Origin of the sequence: Pseudonocardia xishanensis, from assembly GCF_039541715.1 — a bacterium.
Taxonomy (GTDB): Bacteria; Actinomycetota; Actinomycetes; order Mycobacteriales; family Pseudonocardiaceae; genus Pseudonocardia; species Pseudonocardia xishanensis.
Map to the genome: position 1 here is coordinate 150,762 of NZ_BAABGT010000027.1, position 22,546 is coordinate 173,307.

Annotated in this window: 24 protein-coding genes; 12 read left to right on the top strand and 12 right to left on the bottom strand. The window is 72.8% G+C overall.

The annotated features are described in order from the left end of the window. Window positions 1-8 precede the first annotated feature (8 nt). The gene (locus ABD993_RS10395; protein WP_345415144.1) at window positions 9-1,280 is read left to right on the top strand and encodes an amidase; all 1,272 of its coding nucleotides are present in this window, start codon (window positions 9-11) and stop codon (window positions 1,278-1,280) included. Window positions 1,281-1,351: 71 nt separating this feature from the next. Further along, window positions 1,352-2,293, top strand: a complete 942-nt coding sequence (locus tag ABD993_RS10400) for a prephenate dehydrogenase (RefSeq protein ID WP_345415147.1) — start codon at window positions 1,352-1,354, stop codon at window positions 2,291-2,293. On the opposite strand, the gene ABD993_RS10405 is transcribed toward ABD993_RS10400, so the two are convergent. Continuing rightward, window positions 2,277-3,089, bottom strand: a complete 813-nt coding sequence (locus tag ABD993_RS10405) for an SDR family NAD(P)-dependent oxidoreductase (protein WP_345415150.1) — start codon at window positions 3,087-3,089, stop codon at window positions 2,277-2,279. The genes ABD993_RS10400 and ABD993_RS10405 overlap by 17 nt on opposite strands. Window positions 3,090-3,134: 45 nt before the next feature. Here ABD993_RS10405 and ABD993_RS10410 point away from each other — a divergent pair, with 45 nt between their 5' ends. Then, the gene (locus ABD993_RS10410) at window positions 3,135-3,722 is read left to right on the top strand and encodes a TetR/AcrR family transcriptional regulator (RefSeq protein WP_345415153.1); all 588 of its coding nucleotides are present in this window, start codon (window positions 3,135-3,137) and stop codon (window positions 3,720-3,722) included. 1 nt (window position 3,723) lies between these two features. Here ABD993_RS10410 and ABD993_RS10415 read toward each other — a convergent pair whose 3' ends face one another. Next, the gene (locus ABD993_RS10415) at window positions 3,724-4,335 is read right to left on the bottom strand and encodes a putative glycolipid-binding domain-containing protein (protein WP_345415156.1); all 612 of its coding nucleotides are present in this window, start codon (window positions 4,333-4,335) and stop codon (window positions 3,724-3,726) included. A gap of 174 nt (window positions 4,336-4,509) precedes the next feature. Continuing rightward, window positions 4,510-5,409 carry a non-homologous end-joining DNA ligase gene (gene ligD / locus ABD993_RS10420; RefSeq protein ID WP_345415159.1) on the bottom strand — a complete coding sequence of 300 codons (900 nt, stop codon included), beginning with the start codon at window positions 5,407-5,409 and terminating at the stop codon, window positions 4,510-4,512. 26 nt (window positions 5,410-5,435) lie between these two features. On the opposite strand from ligD, the gene ku reads away from it, so the two are divergent. After that, window positions 5,436-6,359, top strand: coding sequence for a non-homologous end joining protein Ku (gene ku, locus ABD993_RS10425; protein ID WP_345415162.1), 924 nt, complete (start codon window positions 5,436-5,438; stop codon window positions 6,357-6,359). 7 nt (window positions 6,360-6,366) lie between these two features. Here ku and ABD993_RS10430 read toward each other — a convergent pair whose 3' ends face one another. After that, window positions 6,367-7,389: an LCP family protein gene (locus ABD993_RS10430; RefSeq protein WP_345415165.1), complete on the bottom strand. Its 1,023-nt coding sequence runs from the start codon at window positions 7,387-7,389 to the stop codon at window positions 6,367-6,369. Window positions 7,390-7,670: 281 nt separating this feature from the next. After that, a complete protein-coding gene (locus ABD993_RS10435) occupies window positions 7,671-8,189 on the bottom strand; it encodes a VOC family protein (RefSeq protein WP_345415168.1) in 519 nt (172 codons plus the stop codon). A 137-nt stretch (window positions 8,190-8,326) separates the two neighbouring features. On the opposite strand from ABD993_RS10435, the gene ABD993_RS10440 reads away from it, so the two are divergent. Continuing rightward, window positions 8,327-9,076 (top strand): nucleoside phosphorylase, encoded by a 750-nt coding sequence (locus ABD993_RS10440; protein WP_345415171.1) that lies wholly within the window; start codon window positions 8,327-8,329, stop codon window positions 9,074-9,076. Between the two features lie 3 nt (window positions 9,077-9,079). Here the strand turns inward: ABD993_RS10440 and ABD993_RS10445 are convergent, their stop codons facing one another. Both ABD993_RS10445 and ABD993_RS10450 read right to left on the bottom strand, forming a co-directional pair. Next, window positions 9,080-9,523 (bottom strand): LLM class flavin-dependent oxidoreductase, encoded by a 444-nt coding sequence (locus ABD993_RS10445; protein ID WP_345415174.1) that lies wholly within the window; start codon window positions 9,521-9,523, stop codon window positions 9,080-9,082. Window positions 9,524-9,574: 51 nt separating this feature from the next. Then, complete coding sequence (locus tag ABD993_RS10450; protein WP_345415177.1) at window positions 9,575-10,195, bottom strand: DUF937 domain-containing protein; 621 nt, start codon at window positions 10,193-10,195, stop codon at window positions 9,575-9,577. A gap of 31 nt (window positions 10,196-10,226) precedes the next feature. On the opposite strand from ABD993_RS10450, the gene ABD993_RS10455 reads away from it, so the two are divergent. Together ABD993_RS10455 and ABD993_RS10460 are read left to right on the top strand one after the other, a co-directional pair. Next, window positions 10,227-10,706: a DnaJ family domain-containing protein gene (locus ABD993_RS10455; protein WP_345415180.1), complete on the top strand. Its 480-nt coding sequence runs from the start codon at window positions 10,227-10,229 to the stop codon at window positions 10,704-10,706. An 86-nt stretch (window positions 10,707-10,792) separates the two neighbouring features. Next, window positions 10,793-11,752: an LLM class F420-dependent oxidoreductase gene (locus ABD993_RS10460; protein ID WP_345415183.1), complete on the top strand. Its 960-nt coding sequence runs from the start codon at window positions 10,793-10,795 to the stop codon at window positions 11,750-11,752. Here the strand turns inward: ABD993_RS10460 and ABD993_RS10465 are convergent. After that, window positions 11,724-12,281, bottom strand: coding sequence for a TetR/AcrR family transcriptional regulator (locus ABD993_RS10465; protein ID WP_345415292.1), 558 nt, complete (start codon window positions 12,279-12,281; stop codon window positions 11,724-11,726). The two genes, ABD993_RS10460 and ABD993_RS10465, sit on opposite strands and share 29 nt — an antisense overlap. A 142-nt stretch (window positions 12,282-12,423) precedes the next feature. Here ABD993_RS10465 and ABD993_RS10470 point away from each other — a divergent pair, with 142 nt between their 5' ends. From ABD993_RS10470 to ABD993_RS10490, 5 genes are all read left to right on the top strand, one after another. Further along, the gene (locus ABD993_RS10470; protein ID WP_345415185.1) at window positions 12,424-13,395 is read left to right on the top strand and encodes an SDR family NAD(P)-dependent oxidoreductase; all 972 of its coding nucleotides are present in this window, start codon (window positions 12,424-12,426) and stop codon (window positions 13,393-13,395) included. Window positions 13,396-13,559: 164 nt separating this feature from the next. Beyond that, on the top strand, window positions 13,560-15,590 hold the full coding sequence (locus ABD993_RS10475; RefSeq protein ID WP_345415188.1) for an NAD(+) synthase: 2,031 nt from the start codon (window positions 13,560-13,562) through the stop codon (window positions 15,588-15,590). An 83-nt stretch (window positions 15,591-15,673) separates the two neighbouring features. Further along, window positions 15,674-15,859, top strand: a complete 186-nt coding sequence (locus ABD993_RS10480; RefSeq protein ID WP_345415191.1) for a hypothetical protein — start codon at window positions 15,674-15,676, stop codon at window positions 15,857-15,859. Between the two features lie 104 nt (window positions 15,860-15,963). Further along, window positions 15,964-16,581: a TetR/AcrR family transcriptional regulator gene (locus ABD993_RS10485; protein WP_345415194.1), complete on the top strand. Its 618-nt coding sequence runs from the start codon at window positions 15,964-15,966 to the stop codon at window positions 16,579-16,581. Between the two features lie 33 nt (window positions 16,582-16,614). Further along, window positions 16,615-17,421 carry a crotonase/enoyl-CoA hydratase family protein gene (locus ABD993_RS10490; RefSeq protein WP_345415197.1) on the top strand — a complete coding sequence of 269 codons (807 nt, stop codon included), beginning with the start codon at window positions 16,615-16,617 and terminating at the stop codon, window positions 17,419-17,421. On the opposite strand, the gene ABD993_RS10495 is transcribed toward ABD993_RS10490, so the two are convergent. From ABD993_RS10495 to boxC, 4 genes are read right to left on the bottom strand one after another with little or no spacing between them, the layout of a single operon-like run. Beyond that, entirely contained in the window at window positions 17,409-18,179 is a 771-nt protein-coding gene (locus tag ABD993_RS10495; RefSeq protein ID WP_345415199.1) for an LLM class F420-dependent oxidoreductase, read from the bottom strand. The genes ABD993_RS10490 and ABD993_RS10495 overlap by 13 nt on opposite strands. Further along, complete coding sequence (locus ABD993_RS10500) at window positions 18,176-19,117, bottom strand: pyridoxamine 5'-phosphate oxidase family protein (protein ID WP_345415201.1); 942 nt, start codon at window positions 19,115-19,117, stop codon at window positions 18,176-18,178. Before ABD993_RS10500 ends, ABD993_RS10495 begins: the two co-directional genes overlap by 4 nt. 37 nt (window positions 19,118-19,154) lie before the next feature. After that, window positions 19,155-20,567, bottom strand: coding sequence for a benzoyl-CoA 2,3-epoxidase subunit BoxB (gene boxB, locus ABD993_RS10505; RefSeq protein WP_345415204.1), 1,413 nt, complete (start codon window positions 20,565-20,567; stop codon window positions 19,155-19,157). A 1-nt stretch (window position 20,568) separates the two neighbouring features. Beyond that, window positions 20,569-22,221, bottom strand: coding sequence for a 2,3-epoxybenzoyl-CoA dihydrolase (gene boxC / locus ABD993_RS10510; RefSeq protein WP_345415207.1), 1,653 nt, complete (start codon window positions 22,219-22,221; stop codon window positions 20,569-20,571). Between the last annotated feature and the right edge of the window lie 325 nt (window positions 22,222-22,546).

The following is a 22,546-nucleotide window of genomic DNA, read 5'->3' on the forward strand; positions in this document are numbered from 1 at the left end:
CTAGGACCGTGCCCAGCCTTCGTGATCTGTCCCTGGCCCTGCGTTCCGGCGAGCTCTCCCCCGTCGAGCACGTGCGCGAGACACTGGAGAAGCTGGCCGCGGACCCGTTCAACGCGGTCGTGGCGGTCGCCGGGGACGCACTCGCCGTGGCCGAGGAGCGGGCCGCCGAGCTGGCCCGGCACGAGTGGCGGGGGCCGCTGCACGGCGTCGCGGTCGGGGTGAAGGACCTGTTCGACGTCGTCGGGATGCCCACCCGCGCGGGCTCCGACGTCCTCCCGGCCACCCCGGCCACCACCGAGGGCCCCGTGGTCGCCCGGCTGCGCGAGGCGGGGGCGGTGATCGTCGCCAAGCTGGCCACGCACGAGTTCGCCTACGGGCCGACCGGGGACGTCGCGGCGGCCGGGCCCACCCGCAACCCGCACGATCCGGAGCGGATCAGCGGCGGCTCGTCGTCCGGCTCCGCGGTGGCGGTCGCGGCGGGGTACGTGCCGCTCGCGCTGGGCACCGACACGGGTGCCAGCGTGCGCACGCCCGCGGCGCTGTGCGGGGTGGTCGGGCTCAAGCCGGAGCTCGGCGTGCTGTCCACCGACGGGGTGTTCCCGCTGGCCGAGACCCTGGACACGGTCGGTGTCCTCGCCGCGGACGCGCACACCGCGTCGGTCGCGTGGGACGTGCTGTCCCGCCCGGACGGCACCGGCGGCGGTATCCAGCCGCCCGGGATCTCCGGCGCCCACGTCGGTGTCCTGGTCGACGACTACTGGCACGGCACCGACCTCACCGAGGCCCTCCGGCTGCTGGAGAAGGCGGGCGCGGAGATCATCGAGATCCGCACGCCGTTCATCGACGAGCTCGCGGCGACCTACTCGACGATCGTCGGCGGCGAGGCGTACGCGACCCACCGCGAGTGGCTCGCGCAGGGCGCGCCGTACCAGGCCGAGACGGCCTCGCGGCTGGAGCGCGCCGCCGGGATCACCGCCGCGGACTACGTGAGTGCCCAGCGCACCCGCCGCAGGCTCACCGCCGAGTTCGCCGCGGCCGCCTCGGACATGGACGTGCTGGTCAGCGCCACCACCCGGGCGCGCGCCACGCCGATCGGCGAGCGCACCGGGTCGACGCTGCCGGACCTGCTGGACCTCACCAAGCCGTTCAACCTCACCGGCTGGCCCGCGGTCTCGGTCCCCGCCCCGGTCTCCGGGCTGCCCGCAGGCGTGCAGATCGTGGGCAGGCGTCTGGAGGAGCGCGGGATCCTCCGTGTGGCGGGTGTCCTGACTCGCGACTAGGACGTGTCTCCCGCTGCGGTGGTGTCCCCATCGGGACACAAGCCCTCGGCCCTCCGCTAGCCTCCTCCGCCATGCGGGCGCTGTGCGTGGTGGGGACCGGGCTGATCGGCGGGTCGCTGCTGCGCGCCGCGACCGCGGCGGGGCGGGAGTGCTGGGGGGTCGCCGGGTCGGCGGGTACGGCGGCGGCCGCGCAGGCGGACGGGTTCGCGGTCGACACCGACCTCGACGCCGCCCTGCGCCGGGCCACCGACGCGGACGCGCTGGTCGTGATCGCCGTCCCGCTGCCTGCCGTCGAGCAGGTGCTGACCAGGATCGACGCCGTCGCGCCGACCGTCCGGCTGACCGACGCGGTGAGCGTGAAGGTGGCCGTGCAGGACCTCGTCACCACCTACGCCCCGCGCGCCCGGTACGTCGGCGGGCACCCCATGGCCGGGACCGCCGAGTCCGGCTGGGCCGCCGGGGACGCCGACCTGTTCCGGGACGCCGCCTGGGTCGTGGTCGCGGACGACGGCGTGGACACGGGTGTGTGGAAGGACGTCGCCGAGCTGGCCTGGGCCTGCGGGTCCCGGGTCGTGCCCGCGGCGAGCGACGAGCACGACCTCGCCGTCGCGCGGATCTCCCACCTGCCGCACCTCCTGGCCGCGGTGCTGGCGACCGTCGGCGCGGGTGACCCGGACGACGACCTCGCCCTCGCCCTGTCCGCGAGCTCCTTCGCCGACGGCACCCGGGTGGCGGGCACCCGTCCCGAGCTGACCCTGGCGATGTGCGAGGGCAACCGCCCCGCCCTGCTCGCCGCGGTCGACGAGGCCCTCGGCCGGCTCGGCGTGATGCGCGGGGCGCTGGCCTCCACGGGCGGCCTCAAGGCCACGGTCGAGTCGGGCTACCTCGCGCGGCAGCGCTGGAGGTCCACCCGGGAGCCGCTGGGCCTCGCGGTGTCGCTGGACGGGCCGCGGGCCCTGGAGGACCTGCGCGAGCTCGGCCGCCGCGGAGACGTCGTCAGCGGCTGGAAGTAGCCGCCACCGCGGGCGGACGGCTCGCGGTCACCCGGGCGATGACCTCGATCCCGAGCCGCCGCGGGAAGAACCGGTGCAGGTTGGCGGTGACGCGGTTCAGCGCGCCGGAGACCACGCTCGGCGTGGAACGGCCGTCCAGCGTGCGCATCGCGGTGTCGACGACCTGCTCGGGCGTCTGCATCATCGAGGTCCCGCCCGCGGCCACCTCGCCCGCGACCTCGAGGAACTCGGTGCCGGTCAGACCCGGTGACAGGCACAGCACGCGCAGGTCGGTGCCCTTGGTCTCGTGCCAGAGCGCCTCGGTGAAGCTGAGCACGAACGCCTTGGTCGCGGCGTAGACCGCGAGCTCCGGGATCGGCTGGTAGGCGGCCAGGCTCGCCACGTTCACCAGGTAGCAGCCGCCGGCCCGCAGCCGTGGCAGGAACGCCCGGCTCAACCCGACCAGCGTGCCGACGTTGAGCTGCACCATCTCCTGCAGCCGGGCCGGGTCCTGCTCGTGGACGAGCCCGTGGTCGCCGAAGCCGGCGTTGTTGACCAGCGCGGTCACCTCGATCCCGCGCCGGTCCACCTCCGCGACCAGCTCGGCGGCGGCCTCGGGCCCGCCCAGGTCCATCGGGATGATCTCGACCGTCGTCCCGTGGGTCGCGGTGAGCTCGGCGGCCAGGGCCTCGAGGCGCTCGGCGCGCCGGGCGACGAGCACCAGGTCGGAGCCGCGGCGCGCGGCCTCCCGGGCGAAGGAGTCGCCGATCCCGGAGCCGGCGCCGGTGACGAGGACGGTCTGGTTGCGGTGATCCATGGGTCGCACTCCATGCCAGTTGACACTGAGTGCCAACCTGGCACCATGAGCTACGCTGGGGACGTGGGCTTGTGGGAGCAGACGCGGCGGACGGTGCGGGACGACATCGCGCTGGCGGCGATGGACCTCGTCGTCGCGCAGGGCTTCGAGGCCACGACGATGGACGAGATCGCCGCGAAGGCGGGGGTCTCGCGCCGGTCGCTGTTCCGTTACTTCGGCACGAAGGAGGACGTCGTCCTGCACGGCCTCGCGAGCACCGGCGAGTTCATCCGCGCCGCCCTGGCCACCCGCCCGCTCACCGAGGCGCCGTGGGAGGCGCTGCTCGCCGTCGCACGGTCGATGGAGTCGACGCCCGGCTGGGACACCGCACGGGAGCGGGCGATCGGGCGGGTCTGCGTGGAGACACCCGCCCTGCGGGCCCGGCGCGCCGAGAAGCACGCGGGCTGGATCGAGCTCATCGCCCCCGAGCTCGCCGTGCGGCCCGCCGCGGCCCCCGTCGGGCAGGCCGCGGCCGAGGCGATCATCGCGGCAGGCCTGGCCTGCCTGGACGTGGCCACCGACCGCTGGGTGGCGGCCGAGGGCACCGACCTCGCCACGCTGCTGGAGGAGGCCGTGGCGGCGGTGCGCGCCTGACTCAGGCCCGCGCCGCCTGGTCCGCGCGCTCGCTGGAGAGCAGCGCGGCGATCCCGGGGTAGGAGATCACGAACCCGTCGACGTCCACCTCCAGCTCGGCCTCGAAGCCCCCCGAGGAGAACCCGACCTGCGCCGGGACGTCGCCGTCCCCCGCCCGCACGGTCGCGTACCGCTGCATCGCGGTGCTCACCTCGAGATCCGGCAGCGACACGAACACCACCGGCAGCTCCACGTCCACCGACTCGCGGTGGGCGGCCAGCCGCCGGAGGGGCAGCGAGTTGAACAGCGGGCTGAAGGCCAGGTCCACGTCCGCGGCACCGTCGAAGTCCGCACGCTCGCTGCCGGAGCCGTCGTCGAGCAGCCAGAAGCCGTCGTCCGTGCGCTGGATCGTGAGGTGCCTCTCGGCGGCCGTGGTGGCCGTGGTCAGCGAGAGCCGGACGAGCTTCCCGTCCTCGCGCACCACCAGGTTGTAGGACGCCGTGAAGTCACCCGCCGGGTCCGGACGGACGATCCGGCCGAGCGCGCGGAAACCGAGCGGCCCGGGTCCGAAGTGGACACGTACGCCTTCGAGGCCGGGCCTGCCGTCGGCCTGCCAGGTCAGCATGGTCGTCATCGACACCACCGTAGGGAGCGGGAGGAGGCGGCCACCGGTGCGGGTGGCCTCGGACGAGCTGCAGGACTCAGTTCGCCGGGCCGTCCGGGTCGAGTTCCACCATGAGTGCCCCCTTCTCGAGCATCCCGCGGGTAGTGATCGCTGCGTCATCAAACACCCCGTCCGGCCCGGTAGCTAGCCCTCCCGGCGCACGTCCTGCGGCTCGACGTCCGCGCGGACCCCGCGGAACACCGGCTGCCGGAGCCTCCCCGCGGAGGTCCAGCCCAGGTGCGCGACCTCGACGGCGACGACGGGCTCGCACCACTGCGCCCCCGCTCCGTCCGCCCGCGGCGGACGCTCCCCGAAGGGTGGGGTCGCACGTGCGGTGTCGGTGAGCAGGTCGGACAGCACGCGCTGCACCGGGGCGCCCGCGAGCCCCGCCCCGACGCGCCCGACGTAGGCGAGGTCGCCGCCGTCCGGCAGACCGAGCAGCAGGGCGGTGATCGCGCCGCGCTCGGTGCGCCATCCCCCGACCAGGCAGGTCTGGGTGTGGAGGTGGGTCACCTTCACCCAACCGGGCCCGCCGTCGTAGGGCGACTCCCGCCGCTTGGCCACGATCCCCTCCATCCCGCGCCGCGCCGTCGCGTCGAGCAGGGCCCGCCCGTCGGTGTAGAGCGGGGAGAGCGCCACGGTGGACACGGCCGCGGTGTCGAGGCGCTCGAGGGTGGCCCGGCGCTCGTGCAGTGGCCGTTCGCGCAGGTCCACCCCGTAGAGCCGGAGCACGTCGAACACCATGAACGTGACGGGCCGGGCGAGGGCCTTCGTCCTGGCCACGGGGGCGTGCAGGCGGTCGGCCAGCGCCGCGAAGCTGGGGACGCCGTCCTCCAGCAGGACGACCTCGCCGTCCAGCACGACGTCCGGGGCGATCGCGGTCAGCCCGGCGAGCTCGGGGAAGTCCGCGGTGACGTCCCGGCCGCCGCGGGTGGACAGCCGCAGCACGCCGTCCGTGACGGCGGCGAGCAGGCGCATGCCGTCCCACTTGACCTCGTAGACCCACTCCGGCCCGGTCGGAAGGGCACCGGGAGTGGCGAGCATGGGCTGCACACCGTCATGCTGTCACCATGCGAGCGATGTGGAGCGGTGCCGTCTCATTCGGGCTGGTCAGCGTGCCCATCAAGCTGTACTCGGCCACGACCAACCACGACATCCGCTTCCACCAGGTCCACGGGGCGGACGGCGGGCGGATCAAGTACAAGCGGACCTGCCAGGTGTGCGGCGAGGTCGTGGAGTACGCGGACATCGTCAAGGGCTACGAGACCGAGGACGGCGAGCTCATCACGCTGGACGAGTCGGACCTCGACTCGCTGCCCATCGCGTCCGGCCACGAGATCGACGTCGTCGAGTTCGTGCCGGCGGACCAGATCGACCCGCTGCTGTTCGACAAGGCCTACTACCTCGAGCCGGAGACCAAGGCCGCCAAGCCCTACGCGCTGCTGCGCGAGGCGCTGGCCGAGACCGAGCGGATGGCGGTGGTCCGGTTCGCGCTGCGGCAGCGGGAGTCGCTGGCGCTGCTGAGGGTGCGGGACAAGACGATCGTGCTGCAGACGATGCTGTGGCCGGACGAGATCCGCGAGCCCGCGTTCGACATCCTCGACCAGGACGTCGATCTCAAGCCGCAGGAGCTGAAGATGGCGTCCTCGCTGATCGAGAGCATGGGCGCGGACTTCGACCCGAGCGACTTCCACGACGAGTACCGGGACGCGGTCGTCGAGCTGATCGAGTCGAAGAAGGAGCACGGGGACGCCCGGCCCGCGCCCGTCGAGGCGAAGAAGGAGGACGAGGGCGACTCCATGACCGACCTGCTCTCGGCCCTGCAGGCGAGCGTCGAGGCGGCGAAGGGCAAGGCGGGCAAGGCCGCCGAGCCGGAGCCCGAGCCCGAGCCCGAGCCCGAGAAGAAGCCCGCACGCAAGCCCGCCGCCCGCAAGAAGAAGGACGAGGACGCGGAGGACAAGCCCGCGACCACGCGCAAGCGCCGCTCCGCCTAGACCGAGCTCAGGGGCCGTGGGCGGACTCGGGGGGCGTTCGGTCCTTCTGGAGGGACTCGAAGAGTTGGCTCGCCCTGGCCTTGTCCCAGCGGACCACCGACTGGCCGCCGACCGTCGGAGTGCTTCCCACGGGGACCGTGGTCGCCACGCCGCCGTTCGTCACCCCGCGCATGGCCAGGCCGAGCTGGGCGAGGTTCCAGATGTGGTCGCTGGAGTCCACCGTGATCAGGCCGGTCACCGCGTCCGCCAGCGGCACGACGCGGAACGGGTTGACGATCGTGGCCGGGCTCGTGGCCTTGCCGATCAGGGCCGACATGAACTCCCGCTGGCGCTGCACCCGGTCGAAGTCCGAGCCCGCGGTGGCCCGCGTGCGGACGTAGCCGAGCGCGGTGACCCCGTCCAGCTCCTGGCAGCCGGTCGTGATGTCCAGGTTCGCCTTGGGGTCCTTGATCGCCTGCGGGATGCACATGTCGACGCCGCCCACCGCGTCCACGGCGTTGACGAACCCGCCGAAGCCGATCTCCGCGTAGTGGTCGATGCGCAGCCCGGTGGCGTTCTCCACGGTGGTGATCAGCAGCGGGGCGCCGCCGAAGGCGTACGCGGCGTTCAGCTTGTTCGACCCGTGGCCCTCGATCGGGACGTAGGAGTCCCGCGGCAGGCTGACCAGCACCGATCCCGAGCTGCCGGAGTGCAGCAGCATGATCGTGTCGGTGCGCTGGCCCGCCGCGTCCCCGGTGCCGAGACGCTCCTGGTCCTCCGCCCCGAGATCCGCGCGGCTGTCCGAGCCGACGATCAGCCAGTTCGTGCCGGACGACGTCGCGGCGGAGTCGGCGGGCAGCGCCTCGACCCGGTTGAGGTTCCGGTCGAGGTAGACACCCCAGCCGACCAGCGCGACGAGCAGTACCAGCGCGATCCATCTGATCCGGCGGCCCCAGCGGCGCGGCCCGCGCACCTTGGGCGCCCGGGTCCGGACGGGCGGGCGGTACTCCTCGCGGGGTCGGTTCGACTGGGGTGCCCCGGTCGGGATCACCCGGGTGGACTGCGGCGGAGGCGGCGGGACCCGGTTCGGCGGCGGCCGGTGGCCGGGAGGGCGCTGGGAGGGACCGACCGGCTGGTTGGTCCAGCCCGGACCACCACCACGGCGCGGCGGCGGCCCCTGCGGCCCGCGTGGTCCGTTCATCGCGCCCCTTCCCGACGGGATCCGATCCGGACCCACGGTAGCGAGACGGCCGTACCCGTCCCTCACCCGTAGGACGTCCGGGACCCGGACGGGTTGCCCCGGGTGCCCGGATCCGCGCCCGCCGGTACCGCTCAGCCGAGGAGCGGCTCGCCCTCGAAGCGCCCCAGCTCCTCCCGGTAGAACTCCAGCCCCACCCCGTTGGGATCCCGGATGTAGAGACTGTTGTCCACGCCTCGGTCCGGGCCCAGGTAGTCGACGCCCGCCTCCGTCAGCCGGGCCTTCGCCTTCTCGAACTCCTCCGGCGAGGTCGAGAGCGCGAGGTGCTGGACCGCGCCGATGGTCTCCTCGAACGGCTTGTGGTCGTGGCCGGGGAAGTCGAAGAAGCCGAGCAGGTTCCCGTTGCCGATGTCGAAGAAGAAGTGGCTCGAGCCCGCGTAGTCGCGGTTCTCCACCAGCTCGACGAGCGGGAAGCCGAGCAGCTCCTGGTAGAAGCGGATCGTCTCCTCGACGTCCTTGCAGACCAGCGCGATGTGGTGCACGCCCTGCACGGTGGTCGGCCGCCGGTCGGCGGGTGCCTGCAGGTACTTCCCGCGCAGGTCGGCGCGCCTCGCGCGGACCGCCTCGAGCTCGGCTCCCTCGGGCTGTGGCATCGGACTCCCCTTCCGTCGTGGTGCTGGACGCAACGGTAGTTGCGTACGCAACATTCCCTGGGTCCGCTGACATGGTGACGCATCCGCGGCCGGGGCGCCCGTGATCGGCGCCGGTCCCGCCGCGGGAGGATCGGCGCGTGGATCTCCCGCTGCTCGAGAACGACCTGGACCGGCCCGCCCTGCTCGACCCGCACCGCGTCGTGCCACGGGGCGTGCGCCTGCCGGAGCGGGCCGTGCTGTGCTTCTTCCCCGAGGTGGTCGCGGGCCTGGAGCCCGTACGGACGATCCATCTGTCGTCGGAGCTGGGGCCGTGGCCGGTACACGTGATCGAGCGCGACGGGGTGGCGGTCGCGGTCGTGCAACCGGGCGTCGGGGCGCCGCTGTCGGTGATCTTCCTGGAGGAGCTCGTCGCGCTCGGGGTGCGGTCCGTGGTGGCGGTGGGGGGCGCGGGGTCGCTGGTGCCGGAGCTGACCGTCGGGCACGCGGTCGTCGTGGACTCCGCGGTCCGGGACGAGGGCACGTCCTTCCACTACGCCCCCGCCGGTCGTGTGATCGAAGCCGACCCGGTGGGGATGGCCGCCCTGAGCTCGACCCTCGACGCCGCCGACGTCCCCTACGTCACCGCCCGCACCTGGACGACCGACGCCGTCTTCCGCGAGACCCGCACCCGGGTGGACCGCCGGGTCGCCGAAGGCTGCGTGGTCGTCGACATGGAGGCCTCCGCCCTGATCGCCGTGGCCCGCCACCGCGGCGTCCGCCTCGCCCACCTGCTGTTCGCGGGCGACTCGTTGGCCGGGGAGGAGTGGGAGCACCGCGGCTGGACGAAGGCCGCGGACATCCGTGCAGGACTGTTCGAGGTCGCCTGTGCCGCGGTCCGAGACCGTTGACCCCTACCGGGCCGCCCGCAGCGCCCCCACCAAACCCTCGAACCGCCCCGGCCCGGCCGTGTCGCCGGGGCGGTTCAGGCGGATCCGGTCCGCCAGCGAGCCCCAGCGGGCGACCAGGTCGGCGGCGACCTCGGCCTCCGTGCCGACCGAGCACATGGCGTGCGGGATGTCGTCGGTGACCAGCGGGACCACAAGTTGCCGCCCCTCGGCGAACCGCTGCAGGTCCCAGGCCTGGTATGCCACCGTCATCGGGGTCCGGGCGAAGGCGATCGCGACCGACGAGCCGATCTCCAGCCGGGTGCTGTGCTCGGCGGCGCGGACCATCGGCAGGAACGGGTCGGCCCTGTTCTCGCTGTTCCATGCGCCGTCGACGCCGATCTCCTCGCAGGTCCGGGCATCCTCGACGGTGTGGGCGAGCCCGTCGCGCAACCGTGCGTCGATCTTCACGCGGCTCGACTCCGCCCCACCGCAGCCGATGCGGCCACCCGCGCGGGCCGCCTACTTGCGCCCGCCGCCCAGCAGGCCGCCGAGCAGGTCGCCCAGGCCGCCGCCGAGCACGCCGCCGCCCTGCCCCTGGGCGCCGCCGCCGAGGATCCCGCCGAGCAGGTCGCCGAGACCGCCGCCCGCGCCGCCACCGGCGCCGGGCAGCCCGCCGCTGCCCTGCGACCCGGACAGCTTCTTCGCCAGGTAGGACATGACGATCGGGGCGAGGATCGGCAGCAGCTTCGCGATGAGCCCGGAGCCGTCCTGCCCGCCGAGCGCCGCCTGCGCGCCGGGCGCCGCACCGCCGGCGGGCGCCCCGAGCGCGCCGATCCCGCCCAGCTGGTTGACGACCGTCTCCCGCTGCGCGCCGAACACGTGCGAGACGATCTTGTCCCCGTCCGCCGTGTCCACCTGCCCGAGGTCGACGCCGCCGTCGATCAGCGACTCGTCGTGCTGCTGCACGGCCCCGGCCAGCGAGGCGGCGCCCGCCGGATCGTCCGCATTGGCCTGGATGCCGCCCAGCAGCGCGGGCAGGGCCTGGCGCGCGGCGCGCTCCGCAGTGGACTCGTCGACGCCCAACCGGGCCGCGAGGTCTCCGAGCGGAACCTGGGCGAGGATCTCGTCGACAGGGCTCATGAACGCGGACACTAGCGCGCGGACGGTGGCCGTGACCAGCACGAACACCTATCGTCGAGGGGTGGAGCCGTACGAGTCCGCCGCCGAGAGGGCCATCCGGGAGGCGATCGAACGCGGCGAGTTCGACGATCTCCCCGGCAAGGGCAGGCCGCTGCCGAACCTGCACGACCAGCGCGAGGACTGGTGGGTCCGCGGGTACGTGCGCCGCGAGGGCGTCCCGGCGGACGCGTTGCTGCCCACCGGCATGCAGCTGCGCAAGGAGGCCGAGCGACTGTCGGAGACGGTGCGGGACCTGCCGTCGGAGCAGGCCGTCCGACAGGTGGCGAGCGAGCTGAACCTGCGGATCGCGGCGTACGTGCGCAACCCGGAGGGGCCGGTCCTGCCGGTCCGCCGCGTGGACCCGGACGACCTGGTCGAGGTCTGGCGGGCGGGTCGCGCGGCCCGCTCCGAGGCGCTCCGCGAGGCCCGCGAGGTCCCGCCGCGGCGGCGATGGCGGCGGCGTTCGTCCTGAGAGCCGGGCGGCGATGATCGGAGTGCGGCCGGATCCGGGAGCAGGCCCCGGGACGTGCACGAGGAGTTCTGATCTATGTTCGACAGGTGCCGCAGCGTTGGGGAATCACGGTCCCGCTCACCGGTGTTCCGCTGGGCGACCAGCGCGAGCTGATCCGGAGCCTCCCCGACCTGGGGTACACGGACGTCTGGAGCTCCGAGGCGGACCGGGAGGACGCGTTCACCCCGCTCGTCCTGGCCTCGCAGTGGGCGCCCACCCTGCGCCTCGGCACCGCGATCGTCCCGGCCTTCACCCGCGGCCCCGCCCTGCTGGCCCAGTCCGCGGCGACGCTGGCGGGGCTCGCGCCGGGCCGGTTCGCGCTGGGCGTCGGCACATCGTCGGACGTGATCGTGGAGCGCTGGAACGGGATCCCGTTCACCGAGCCGTACGCGCGGGTGCGGGACCTGCTGGACTTCCTGCGCCGCGCCTTCACCGGCGAGAAGGTGGACGCCGAGTGGCCCTCCTTCGCCGTGCGCGGGTTCCGCCTCGGGATCGCCCCGGAGCAGGCCCCGCCGGTGCTGCTCGCGGCCCTGCGGCCGGGCATGCTCCGGCTGGCCGGGCGGGAGGGCGACGGAGCCATCGTCAACTGGCTGACCAGCGACGACGTCCGCGCTGTCGCCCCGCACGTGCGGGAGTACGGCAAGCCGGACGCCGAGATCGTCGCGCGGATCTTCGTGCTGCCGGACGTCCCGACGGACGAGGCCCGGGCGATCGGTCGCCGGATGGTCGCCGCCTACCTGAACGTCCCCGTCTACCGGGCCTTCCACGAGTGGCTGGGCCGGATGGAGCTGACGCCGATGTGGGCGAAGTGGGCCGCGGGCGACCGGAAGGGGGCCGTGGAGGCCATCCCCGACGCCGTGGTGGACCGGCTGGTCCTGCACGGTCCCGCCGGGTCCGTGCGCGAGCAGGTCCAGGCCTACGTGGAGGCGGGGGTGACCACCCCGGTGCTCGCCCCGCTGGGCGGCGAGCCCGGGGCGGTCATCCGCGCGCTCGCAGCCCGTCCATGATCAGGTCCAGCAGCCTGCCCGCCTGGTCCCGCTGATCGGGACCGCCCGCGGCGAGGGTGACGCCGGAGAGCGCGGCCAACACGTCCTCCGCGGCGAGGTCGGAGCGCAGCGTGCCCGCCTCCGCGCCCGCGGTGAGGAACTCCTCGACCGCGCCGCGCATCCGGCCCTTGGTCTCGGCGAAGGGGTCCCCGCCGGAGGCGACGATGGCCCGCAGCGTGTCCAGCATCCCGCGCTTGGCGGTCATGTAGTCGACGAACCGGTCCATCCAGGTCCGCATCGCGCGGTCCGGTGGGGCGGCGGCGAGCAGCTGCGGCACGACGTCGCACAGCCGGGCGACCTCGTTGCGGTACGCGGCCTCGACCAGCGCCTCCCGGGTGGGGAAGTGCCGGTAGAGGGTGCCGATCCCGACGCCCGCGGCCTTGGCGATCGCCTCCAGCGAGACGTCCCGACCGGGGGTGGTGAAGGCCTCGACGGCGACCTCGAGCAGCCTGTCCCGGTTGCGCCGCGCGTCGGCTCGCAGAGGTCGCATCGTCACGCCTTCAGTGTGACCCACGCCACTTCACCGCCTTAACCGGAATCGCCTCCGCTTTCCTCGGGTTGAGATCGGAGGAAGCTCCGGATGCCAGCTTACGCCGCCGGGGCACGCACACCCAGCCGTGAAGGGGAGCCCCATGACCACCTTCCTCACCCCTCCGATCACGCACCCGAGTACCCGCCGGTTCACCGGCCCGTTCGACGCCGAGACCACCGCCACCGAGGTTGTGGCCGGTCTCGAGCTGCACGGCAGGCGGGCCGTCGTCACCGGCGCGGCGTCCGGCATCGGCCTCGAGACCGCCCGCGCGCTCGCCACCGCGGGCGCCTGCGTCACCCTGGCCGTCCGGGACGTCGACGCCGGCGTCGTCGCCGCCGCGGCGATCACCGAGTCCACCGGCAACGAGCTCGTCTCGGTCGCCCCGCTCGATCTCACCGACCGCACCTCGATCCGCGCCTTCGTGTCCACCTGGGACGGTCCGCTGCACGTGCTGGTGAACAACGCAGGTGTCATGGCCACCCCGCTGACCCGCACCGCGGAGCACTGGGAGCTGCAGTTCGCCACCAACCACCTCGGCCACTTCGCGCTGGCCACGGGCCTGTACCCGGCCCTGCTCGCCGCCGGGGACGCCCGGGTTGTGTCGCTGTCGTCGGGGGCGCACCTGCGCTCCCCCGTCGAGTTCGACGACATCCACTTCCACGGCCGCCCGTACGACCCATGGCTGGCCTACGGCCAGTCCAAGACGGCCAACGCCCTGTTCGCGGTCGAGGCCAACCGCCGCTGGTCGGGCGACGGCATCCACGTCAACGCCGTGATGCCGGGCGGGATCCGGACGGGCCTGCAGCGCCATCTGGACGACGCCGAGCTCGCCGCCATGGACGCCCGCGCCACCGACCTGAGCTGGAAGACCCCCGACCAGGGCGCCGCGACGACGGTCCTGCTGGCGGCGTCGCCGCTGGTGGAGGGCATCGGCGGGCGGTACTTCGAGGACTGCGCCGAGGCCCTGCCCGCGACCCCGGGCACGTACGGGCGCGGGGTCGCCGCCTACGCGAAGGACCCCGAGGCCGCGGAGCGCCTCTGGGACCTCTCCGTCGCGACGCTGCGGGCCTAGCGACCGTTGCGGGACGGGAAGTCCGGGGCCGGCGGCAGGACCGGGTCGCCCGTGAACTGGGCCGGGACAGCGCCGCGTGGGGGTCGGTCACGGCCGGGTGCGCCGGGTGCCGCCGAGCGCGATAGTAGCCCGCGCCTGCGGAGGCGCTGAGGCAAGATGCAGCCGTGGAGTTCTACTCGGCGTACCGGCACGGCTTCCTCCGGGTCGCGGCCTGCACCATCCGGACCACGATCGCCGAACCCACCGCCAACGCGGCCGCCGTCCTGGAGACGGCGCGCGCGCTGGCGGCGGACGGGGTCGGCCTCGCGATCTTCCCGGAGCTGACCCTGACCGGGTACTCGCTCGAGGACATCCTGATGCAGGACACCCTGCTCGACGCCGCCCTCGCCGGGCTGGACACGGTCGTCGAGGGCTCCGTCGACCTGCTCCCGGTGCTGGTGGTGGGCCTGCCGATCCGCCACCGCCACCGCATCCACAACTGCGCCGCGGTGATCCACAGGGGCCGGGTCCTCGGCGTCGCGCCGAAGTCCTACCTGCCGACCTACCGCGAGTTCTACGAGCGCCGCCAGGTCACCCCCGGGGACGACGTGCGCGGCACGATCCGGCTGCGCGGCGAGGACGTGCCGTTCGGGCCGGACCTGCTGTTCACGGCGTCGGACGTGCCCGGGTTCGTGCTGCACGCCGAGATCTGCGAGGACATGTGGGTGCCGATCCCGCCGTCCGCTGAGGCCTCGCTGGCCGGCGCGACGGTGCTCGCGAACCTCTCCGGCAGCCCGATCACCGTCGGCCGCGCCGAGGACCGGAAGCTGTTGGCGCGCAGCGCCTCCTCGCGCTGCCTCGCCGCGTACGTCTACGCCGCGGCGGGCGAGGGCGAGTCGTCCACCGACCTGGCCTGGGACGGCCAGACCATGATCTGGGAGAACGGCGGGCTGCTCGCCGAGACCGAGCGGTTCCCGCGCGGACCCCGCCAGTCCGTCGCGGACGTCGACCTCGACCTGCTGGCCGCCGAGCGGCTGCGGATGGGGACCTTCGACGACAACCGCCGCCACCACGCACCCGAGTTCCGCTGCATCGAGTTCGCGCTGGACCCGCCGCGCACCGACATCGGGCTCAAGCGGGAGATCGAGCGCTTCCCCTTCGTCCCCGCGGACGAGACGCGCCTCGAGCTGGACTGCTACGAGGCCTACAACATCCAGGTCAGCGGCCTGGAGCAGCGGCTGCGCGCGATCGGCCAGCCCAAGATCGTGATCGGCGTGTCCGGCGGGCTGGACTCCACGCACGCCCTGATCGTCGCGGCCAGGGCGATGGACCGGGAGGACCGGCCGCGCAGCGACATCCTCGCGTTCACGCTGCCCGGCTTCGCCACCGGCGACCACACCAAGGGCAACGCCTACCGGCTCGGCGAGGCGCTCGGCGTCACGTTCTCCGAGATCGACATCACCGAGACCGCCTCGTTGATGCTCCGCAACCTCGGCCACCCGTTCGCGGGCGGCGAGCCCGTCTACGACGTCACCTTCGAGAACGTCCAGGCGGGCCTGCGCACGGACTACCTGTTCCGCGCGGCCAACCAGCGCAACGGGATCGTGCTCGGCACCGGCGACCTCTCGGAGCTCGCACTCGGCTGGTCCACCTACGGCGTGGGCGACCAGATGTCGCACTACAACGTCAACGGCGGCGTGCCGAAGACGCTGATCCAGCACCTGATCCGCTGGGTGATCAGCTCGAAGCAGTTCTCGGACGAGGTCGGCGAGGTCCTGCAGTCCGTGCTGGACACCGAGATCACCCCCGAGCTCGTCCCGTCGGACGCGGGCGAGGTGCAGAGCTCCGAGGCCAAGGTCGGCCCGTACCCGTTGCAGGACTTCACCTTGTTCCACTACCTGCGCTGGGGCTTCCGGCCCGCGAAGATCGCGTTCCTGGCCCACCACGCCTGGGGGGACGTCGACCGCGGCGACTGGCCGGTCGGCTTCCCGCCGGAGAAGCGCGGGGTGTTCACGATCGCGGACATCCGGAAGTGGTCCGAGGTGTTCGCCCAGCGCTACTTCTCGTTCTCCCAGTTCAAGCGCAGCGCGCTGCCCAACGGCCCCAAGGTCTCCGCGGGCGGCTCGCTGTCCCCGCGCGGTGACTGGCGGGCACCGAGCGACATGTCGGCCCGCATCTGGCTGGAGGAGATCCGCCGCGAGGTCCCTCATCAATAACGAGGACGGCTGGGCCGGACGGCGTAACACTGCGCACTCCGTGACGACATCCCTCTCGAGATCATCCGTTCGAGGGAGTCGCCATGGCCGATCGTCACGCACCGTTCGGCTACAACGCCCGTGACCCGTGGGCGCAGCACCTGTTCACCGGCGAGCCGCCCGCCGCGGAAGGCTCCGCGGGCGGCACCGGGGCGCTGGTCGTCCTGGCCGTGCTGTTCGCGCTGATCGGCGGCGCCGCCTACCTCTACAGCGCACTCGCGCTCTTCTGAGAACACCATCGACCACATCCGGTGCGCGTGGCGCATGCCGGCGAGCGTCCACAGCCAACCCGATGCCGAGACTTTCGGGCGTGGCCGGGCACTACGCTGACGGGATGGCGGCCCCGAACCCCGCGCGGCGCACCCAGGGGGAACGCCGGGCCAGCAGCCACCAGCTCATCCTCGACGCCGCGGTGGCCTCCCTGGTGGAGGACGGCTACGCGGGCGCCACCACCGTCACGATCCAGGGCCGCGCCGGGGTGTCGCGCGGCAGGCTGCTGCACCACTTCCCGTCCCGCTCGGCGCTGCTCGTGGCGGCCGCGCAGCACCTCGCCGTCGAGCGGCTGATCGACACCGAGACCTGGCCGCACGCCCACACCACCGGCTCGGAGCGCATCGACCGGGCCGTCGAGCAGCTGTGGGAGACCTTCCGGCAGCCCTACTTCTGGGCGGCGATGGAGCTGTGGACCGCCGCCCGCACGGACGAGGCGCTGCGGGCCGAGCTGCTGCCCGAGGAGCGCAGGCTGGGGCTGGCGATCCAGCATGTCGTCGCGTCGATGTTCGGGCCGGTGCACTCCGGTCACCCGGCCTTCGAGGACCTGCGCGAGCTGCTGTTCACCAGCATGCGCGGGGTGGCACTGACGTACGCGATCGACCCCCGGGACCCCGCGACGGACCCGCACCTCGCGCTGTGGCGGCGGACCGCCCACAGCATGCTCGGCGGTCGGGACTGACGGTTACCGCCCGGTAATGCGACTATCGACGCCATGGACCTCGAGACCGTCACCGTCGAGTCGAAGGACGGCGTCGCCTGGCTCCGGCTGAACCGCCCGAAGCAGGCCAACGCGCTGGACGCCACCGCATGGCAGGAGCTGCGCGCCGCGGTGGACGCGCTGGACGCCGACCCGACCGTCCGGGTCGTCGTGCTGGCCGGGACGGGGAAGCACTTCTGCTCCGGGATCGACCTGTCCATGCTCGCCACCCTGCGCTCGGACGACCCGGACCCGGCGCGCGCCGCGGAGTCGCTGCGCCGCACGATCCTGGACCTGCAGGACGTGATGAGCAGCGTCGAGCGCTGCCGGGTCCCGGTCGTCGCGGCCGTCCACGGGGCGTGCGTGGGCGCCGGGATGGACCTCGCCGCGGCCTGCGACCTGCGGTACTCCACGGAGGACGCCCGGTTCGTGGTCAAGGAGATCGACATGGCCATCGTGGCGGACGTCGGCGTGCTGCAGCGGCTGCCCCGGATCGTCGGCGAGGGCGTCACGCGGGAGCTCGCCTACACCGGCCGGACGGTCTCGGGCACCGAGGCGCACGCGCTGCGGCTGGTCAACGGCGTCTTCGCGGACGTCGACGCGCTGACCGCCGGCGTCTCCGACCTGGCGGCCGCGCTCGCCGCCAAGCCCCCGCTCGCCCTGCGCGGCACCAAGCACGCCATCACCTACGCCCGCGACCACACCGTCGCGGACAGCCTGGAGCAGGTGGCGACCTGGAACGCCGGGATGTTGATGTCCCACGAGCTGACCGAGACGATGCAGGCCCTCCAGGAACGCCGCCCCCCGGTCTACCGGGACTGAGCGTCCCGCCAGGCGATCCACTCCTCGAGCAGGGAGAGGTCGTAGTCCGGGCCGCCGACGCCGACGGTGAACAGCGTGACCCCGGCGTCGAGCAGCGGCTGGGCCACCTCGGAGGGCTTGCCCTGCACGCCGCAGGACCGCTCGATCTCCTTCGGGTCCCGGCCGAGGTCGACGCAGTGCCCGTCGAGCACGGAGATCTTGTGCCGCACCGTCTCCGCGTCCCCGAAACCGTGCCAGATCGTGGCGTGCTCGGCGGTGTAGCGCAGGGTCTTCTTCTCCCCGCCGCCGCCGATCAGGATCGGGATGTCGCGGGTGGGGGCGGGGTTGAGCTTCGCCCAGCGGTCCCGGATGCGCGGGAGGGCGGCGCCGAGGTCGTCCAGCCGCCTGCCCGCGGTCTTGAAGTCGTACCCGTACTCGTCGTAGTCCTTCTCGAACCATCCGGACCCGATGCCGAGGATCAGCCGTCCGTCCGAGATGTGGTCGACGGTGCGGGCCATGTCCGCGAGCAGCTCGGGGTTCCGGTACGAGTTGCAGGTGACCAGGGCGCCGATCTCGACGCGGCTGGTGGTCTCGGCCCAGGCGCCGAGCATGGTCCAGCACTCGAAGTGCTTGCCGTCCGGGTCGCCGTAGAGCGGGAAGAAGTGGTCCCAGTTGAAGACCACGTCCGCCCCGGCGTCCTCGGCGGCGACGAGGGTGTCGCGGATCCGGGCGTAGTCGGCGTGCTGGGGCTGGAGCTGCAGTCCGATGCGTACGGTCACACCGCCATCGTGCCCCGCCGCCGCGCCTGCCACACCCCGAGCTTGGTGATCCCCCCGTTGATCAGTGACACGACGGTCTTGTTCGGCGGGGCGGCGTAGCCCCTGTCGGTGTGCGGGAGGTAGCGGGCCGAGCCCGGACCGGTGGGCTCGAGCCAGCCCGTGAGGTACCGCGTGGTCAGCCCGACGAGCTGGGGATGGAAGTCGTGCGCCAGCAGCCCGGCCCGGCGCGGGCCCGTGGGCAGCAGGCCGGTCGCGCAGCGGATCTCCAGGGCGTACTCGTCCGCTCCGGTGACCTGCACCGGGACCGCGGTGGGCAGCCCGTCCGCGCCGGGAACCGCGAGCAGCTGGTGGTGCAGGGCCTGCACACGCCGAGCGGCCTTCCGGACGTCCACGCGGGCCTCGGTCCCCTTCGCGGGCGGCTCCTGCGCCCCGGCGGGCACCGACGGCTCGCCGAGCACGACGGACTCGCCCGCGCAGGCACCGTCCGGCCAGGTGGTGATCCGGCTGACGCTGACGACCACGGGGACCCGCACGGCGTAGTACTCGCGCATCCACCAGCCCCAGAACCCGGTGGTCGCCGGGTCGCTGATGCCCATGTGCCGGTCCGCGCCGTCCAGGATCGCCCGCGCCTGCTCCGCCGACGGCCGCTCGACGACCTCCGCCGTGCCCTGGACCTGCACCACCAGGGGGCTGACCGAGCCGAGCCCGTGCCGCCGGGTGTGGAAGGTCAGCGCCACCCGGGGATCGGCCCGGATCCGGTCCAGCTTGCGCCCCAGGCCGAGCGAGGTCGTGAACGAGACCGTGCCCGCCTCGCGGTCGCGCATCCCGATGGGGGCGACGGCCACGGCGACCGCGCCGCCCGCCGGGGTGCGGTAGGCGAGTGCGACCGCCAGGTCGTTGCCCAGGACCTCGTCGATCTCGTCGGACCAGGTGATCATGACCGGGTCACGATCGTCCCCGTCCCACCGTTACCCGTCAGGCGAGATGGACGTACTCGTACTCGAAGGGCTTGCCGTTGATGCCGTTGCTCGGCGGTGCGATCCAGCCCGCGATCTTGCCGGTCTCGTAGACCGGGCGCATCAGGCTGCGGACGTGGGTCTTGTCCGCCTCGGACGGCAGCCAGGAGTCCTCCTTGGCCTTCCACGCGTCCTCGCCCACCAGCTCACCCCGGGGCGTGACGCGGTGCTCGGAGAACAGCCCGACCTGCCGGTTGAAGCCGACGTGCGGGAGGTACAGCCTGGCGTCGTAGCCCGCCTTCTCCAGGATCCGGTTCCAGCGCTTGAGGCCGGACTGGCAGTCCTTGACGTACTCGTTGCGCAGGTCCAGGTTCAGCGCGAGCAGCGCGGACACCTCGTCGGTCGCCAGCTGTCCGTCCTTCACCGTGTCGATGGTGAAGGCGTCCTCGGTGAGCACGTGGTCGTCCTTGCGGCGCTCCTCCTGCCAGCGCCCCTTGAGCCCGGCGGTGAAGTAGTTGGCGGCGTTGGTCGAGCGCTCGGAGCCGAACAGGTCCAGCGACACCGAGTAGTGGAAGTTGATGTAGCGCTGGATCACGTCCAGCGGGATGCCGCCGTGCGGGGCGATGTCGGCGGTGTCGTGCTCGCGCATCAGCTCGCAGGTCCGCGTGACCACCCGGTCGATGCCGGTGGTGCCCACGAACATGTGGTGGGCCTCCTCCTTGAGCATGAACTCACACGTCCGGCTCAGGGGGTCGAAGGCGGACTCCTTCAGCGTGCCGAGCTGGTACTTGCCGTCCCGGTCGGTGAAGTAGGTGAACATGTAGAAGCTCAGCCAGTCCGGGGTCTCCTCGTTGAACGCGCCGAGGATCCGGGGGCTGTCGAGGTCGCCGGAGTTGCGCATCAGCAGCGCCTCCGCCTCCTCGCGGCCGTTGCGGCCGAAGTAGGCGTGCAGCAGGTAGACCATCGCCCAGAGGTGGCGGCCCTCCTCCACGTTGACCTGGAACAGGTTGCGCAGGTCGTACAGGCTCGGCGCGGTCTCGCCGAGGCGCCGCTGCTGCTCCACCGACGCCGGCTCGGTGTCGCCCTGGATCACGATCAGCCGCTGCAGGTCCGCGCGGTACTCACCGGGCACCTGCTGCCAGACCGGCTGCCCCTTCTGCTCGCCGAAGGCGATCCGCCGGTCGTCCCCGCGCTCGGCGAGGAACACCCCCCAGCGGTACTCCTCCATCGCGACGTGGCCGAACTGCGCCCAGCCCTCCTTGCCGACGTCCACGGCCGTGCGCAGGTACACGTCCTGCGTGGGCACCGCGGGACCCATCGTCTTCCACCAGTTCAGGAAGTTGGGCTGCCAGGACTCCAGCGCGCGCTGCAGCTTGCGGTCGCCCGCGAGGTCGACGTTGTTGGGGATCTTCTCGCTGTAGTCGATGCTCATCTCAGACCCGCTCCCGGTCGAACTCCGCCTTGCGTCCCGTGCCGTACTTGCGCAGCGCACCCTCCGGCCCGGAGGCGTTGGGCCGCACGAAGATCCAGTTCTGCCACGCGCTGAGCCGCGCGAAGATCCGCGACTCCATCGTCTCCGGCCCCACGAACCGGTGGTTGGCCTCCATGCCCGTCAGCGCGTCCGGTGACAGCGAGGCCCGTTCCTCCAGCATGATCCGGATCTCGTCCTCCCAGTCGATGTCGTCCGGGGCGTCCGTGACCAGGCCGAGCTCCATCGCCTCGCGCGCGGTGACCCGCCGGTCGGTCTCCTGGCGCAGCTTGGCGACGTGGTCGTCGTCGCCGTAGAACCGTGAGGCCAGCCGGGAGATGCCGTTGGCCATGGGGAACGCGCCGAAGTTGCCTGCGGACAGCATGATCTGGGCCTCGTCGAGCTGCTCGTCGCCCTCGACGGTGCCGTCCAGCATGTACTGGCGGTCGCAGGCCAGGGCCAGCTCCAGCAGGGCGCCCGCGAAGCACGAGCCCGGCTCGATCAGCGCGATCAACGACCGCGACGTCACGTCCAGCCGCTTGAGCACGCGCTTGAAGTAGTGCCGGATCTCGTTGACCAGCCAGTCGTCCTTCGAGTGCTCGGCGATGATCCGCTCGAACGCGAGCGCGTCCTCGACGTCCCCCCGGGTGCGGATGAGCCAGGTGCCGAGCTCGCGCTCGTTCGCCCGCAGCCGCAGGATCAGGTCGTCCAGCTCGCGGGTCATGGCCAGCGGCCAGAACTCGTCCCCCAGCTCGTGGACGCGGTCGAGCGACTCCGGCACCCCGCTCTCCGGGCCGAGCACGGTGATCTCGACGATCCCGGCCTGGCGGTCCAGCTCGGCCTTGACATGCCGGTAGTGGTAGCCGTCCGGGTTCAAGGGGGTCAGCGTGATCCCCTGCGCGTCGGCGGGCCTGGTCGACCTCGACGCGGCCTCCGCGGCCCGCTCCGCCACCGTCTCCGCCCAGACGCGCTTGGGCACGGCCTCGTCGACGAGCTTCCACTCGACGGCCTGCTTGCCCTGCACGCCCTCGGGGCGGGTGGCGAACACGTCCGCCCGGTCCTTGCGCACCCTCCGCTTGTCGATCACGCGGGTGAGCCCGCCGGTGCCCGGCAGCACGCCCAGCAGCGGCACCTCGGGCAGCGACACCGCGGACGAGCGGTCGTCGATCAGCAGGATCCGGTCGCACGCCAGGGCGAGCTCGTAGCCGCCGCCCGCGGCCGTCCCGTTGACCGCGGCGATCCAGGTCTGGCCCGAGTTCTCGGTCGCGTCCTCGATGCCGTTGCGGGTCTCGTTGGTGAACTTGCAGAAGTTCACCTTCCACGGGTGACTGGACTGGGCCAGCATCCGGATGTTCGCGCCCGCGCAGAAGTTCTTGTCCTTGCCGCTGGTCACCACGACCGCGCGCACCCCGGGGTGCTCGAACCGCAGGCGCTGGGAGGCGTCGTACAGCTCGATGTCCACGCCCAGGTCGTAGCTGTTCATCTTCAGCTCGTAGCCGGGGACGATGCCGCCCGCCTCGTCGATGTCGAGGGTCAGGGTGGCGACGGGTCCGTCGACCGCCAGCCGCCAGTGCCTGTACGCCTCCGGCGAGGTGGTGAACGAGACCTCGGGATCCATCGGGTGGCTCCTGTCGTCGTTGCCGGGTGGTGGCGGGGTACCGCGTGCTCGACCACCTGACACTCTACAACCTCACGACAGAGCGTCAACTTTTTGTGGAATGTCTTCGACCGGCCCGAGGACGTACCCGCGGATGAACCGTTCGGGTGAACCTCGCATGTGGTCCGAAACACATCGCCTCCGTTGCTCGACGGTTCACACACAGCACAGCGTGACGCTGAGACCACGACGACGTGGTCGGGACTGACCGGCGAGCCGCAGGGGGTGCGACGCCGTCGGTCGGAAGGGGGAACCATGCCGACCATTCGTGCGAGCGGCGAGGTCC

Bases quoted from the DNA above. Each gene is read 5' to 3' on its own strand.
- boxC (WP_345415207.1), bottom strand. From the start codon at position 22,221: ATGGATCCCGAGGTCTCGTTCACCACCTCGCCGGAGGCGTACAGGCAC.
- ABD993_RS10490 (WP_345415197.1), top strand. From the start codon at position 16,615: ATGGACCTCGAGACCGTCACCGTCGAGTCGAAGGACGGCGTCGCCTGG.
- ABD993_RS10415 (WP_345415156.1), bottom strand. From the start codon at position 4,335: ATGACGACCATGCTGACCTGGCAGGCCGACGGCAGGCCCGGCCTCGAA.
- ABD993_RS10470 (WP_345415185.1), top strand. From the start codon at position 12,424: ATGACCACCTTCCTCACCCCTCCGATCACGCACCCGAGTACCCGCCGG.
- boxB (WP_345415204.1), bottom strand. From the start codon at position 20,567: ATGAGCATCGACTACAGCGAGAAGATCCCCAACAACGTCGACCTCGCG.
- ABD993_RS10480 (WP_345415191.1), top strand. From the start codon at position 15,674: ATGGCCGATCGTCACGCACCGTTCGGCTACAACGCCCGTGACCCGTGG.
- ABD993_RS10465 (WP_345415292.1), bottom strand. From the start codon at position 12,281: ATGCGACCTCTGCGAGCCGACGCGCGGCGCAACCGGGACAGGCTGCTC.
- ABD993_RS10435 (WP_345415168.1), bottom strand. From the start codon at position 8,189: ATGCCACAGCCCGAGGGAGCCGAGCTCGAGGCGGTCCGCGCGAGGCGC.
- ABD993_RS10400 (WP_345415147.1), top strand. From the start codon at position 1,352: ATGCGGGCGCTGTGCGTGGTGGGGACCGGGCTGATCGGCGGGTCGCTG.
- ligD (WP_345415159.1), bottom strand. From the start codon at position 5,409: ATGCTCGCCACTCCCGGTGCCCTTCCGACCGGGCCGGAGTGGGTCTAC.
- ABD993_RS10405 (WP_345415150.1), bottom strand. From the start codon at position 3,089: ATGGATCACCGCAACCAGACCGTCCTCGTCACCGGCGCCGGCTCCGGG.
- ku (WP_345415162.1), top strand. From the start codon at position 5,436: ATGCGAGCGATGTGGAGCGGTGCCGTCTCATTCGGGCTGGTCAGCGTG.
- ABD993_RS10450 (WP_345415177.1), bottom strand. From the start codon at position 10,195: ATGAGCCCTGTCGACGAGATCCTCGCCCAGGTTCCGCTCGGAGACCTC.
- ABD993_RS10500 (WP_345415201.1), bottom strand. From the start codon at position 19,117: ATGATCACCTGGTCCGACGAGATCGACGAGGTCCTGGGCAACGACCTG.
- ABD993_RS10485 (WP_345415194.1), top strand. From the start codon at position 15,964: ATGGCGGCCCCGAACCCCGCGCGGCGCACCCAGGGGGAACGCCGGGCC.
- ABD993_RS10410 (WP_345415153.1), top strand. From the start codon at position 3,135: ATGAGCTACGCTGGGGACGTGGGCTTGTGGGAGCAGACGCGGCGGACG.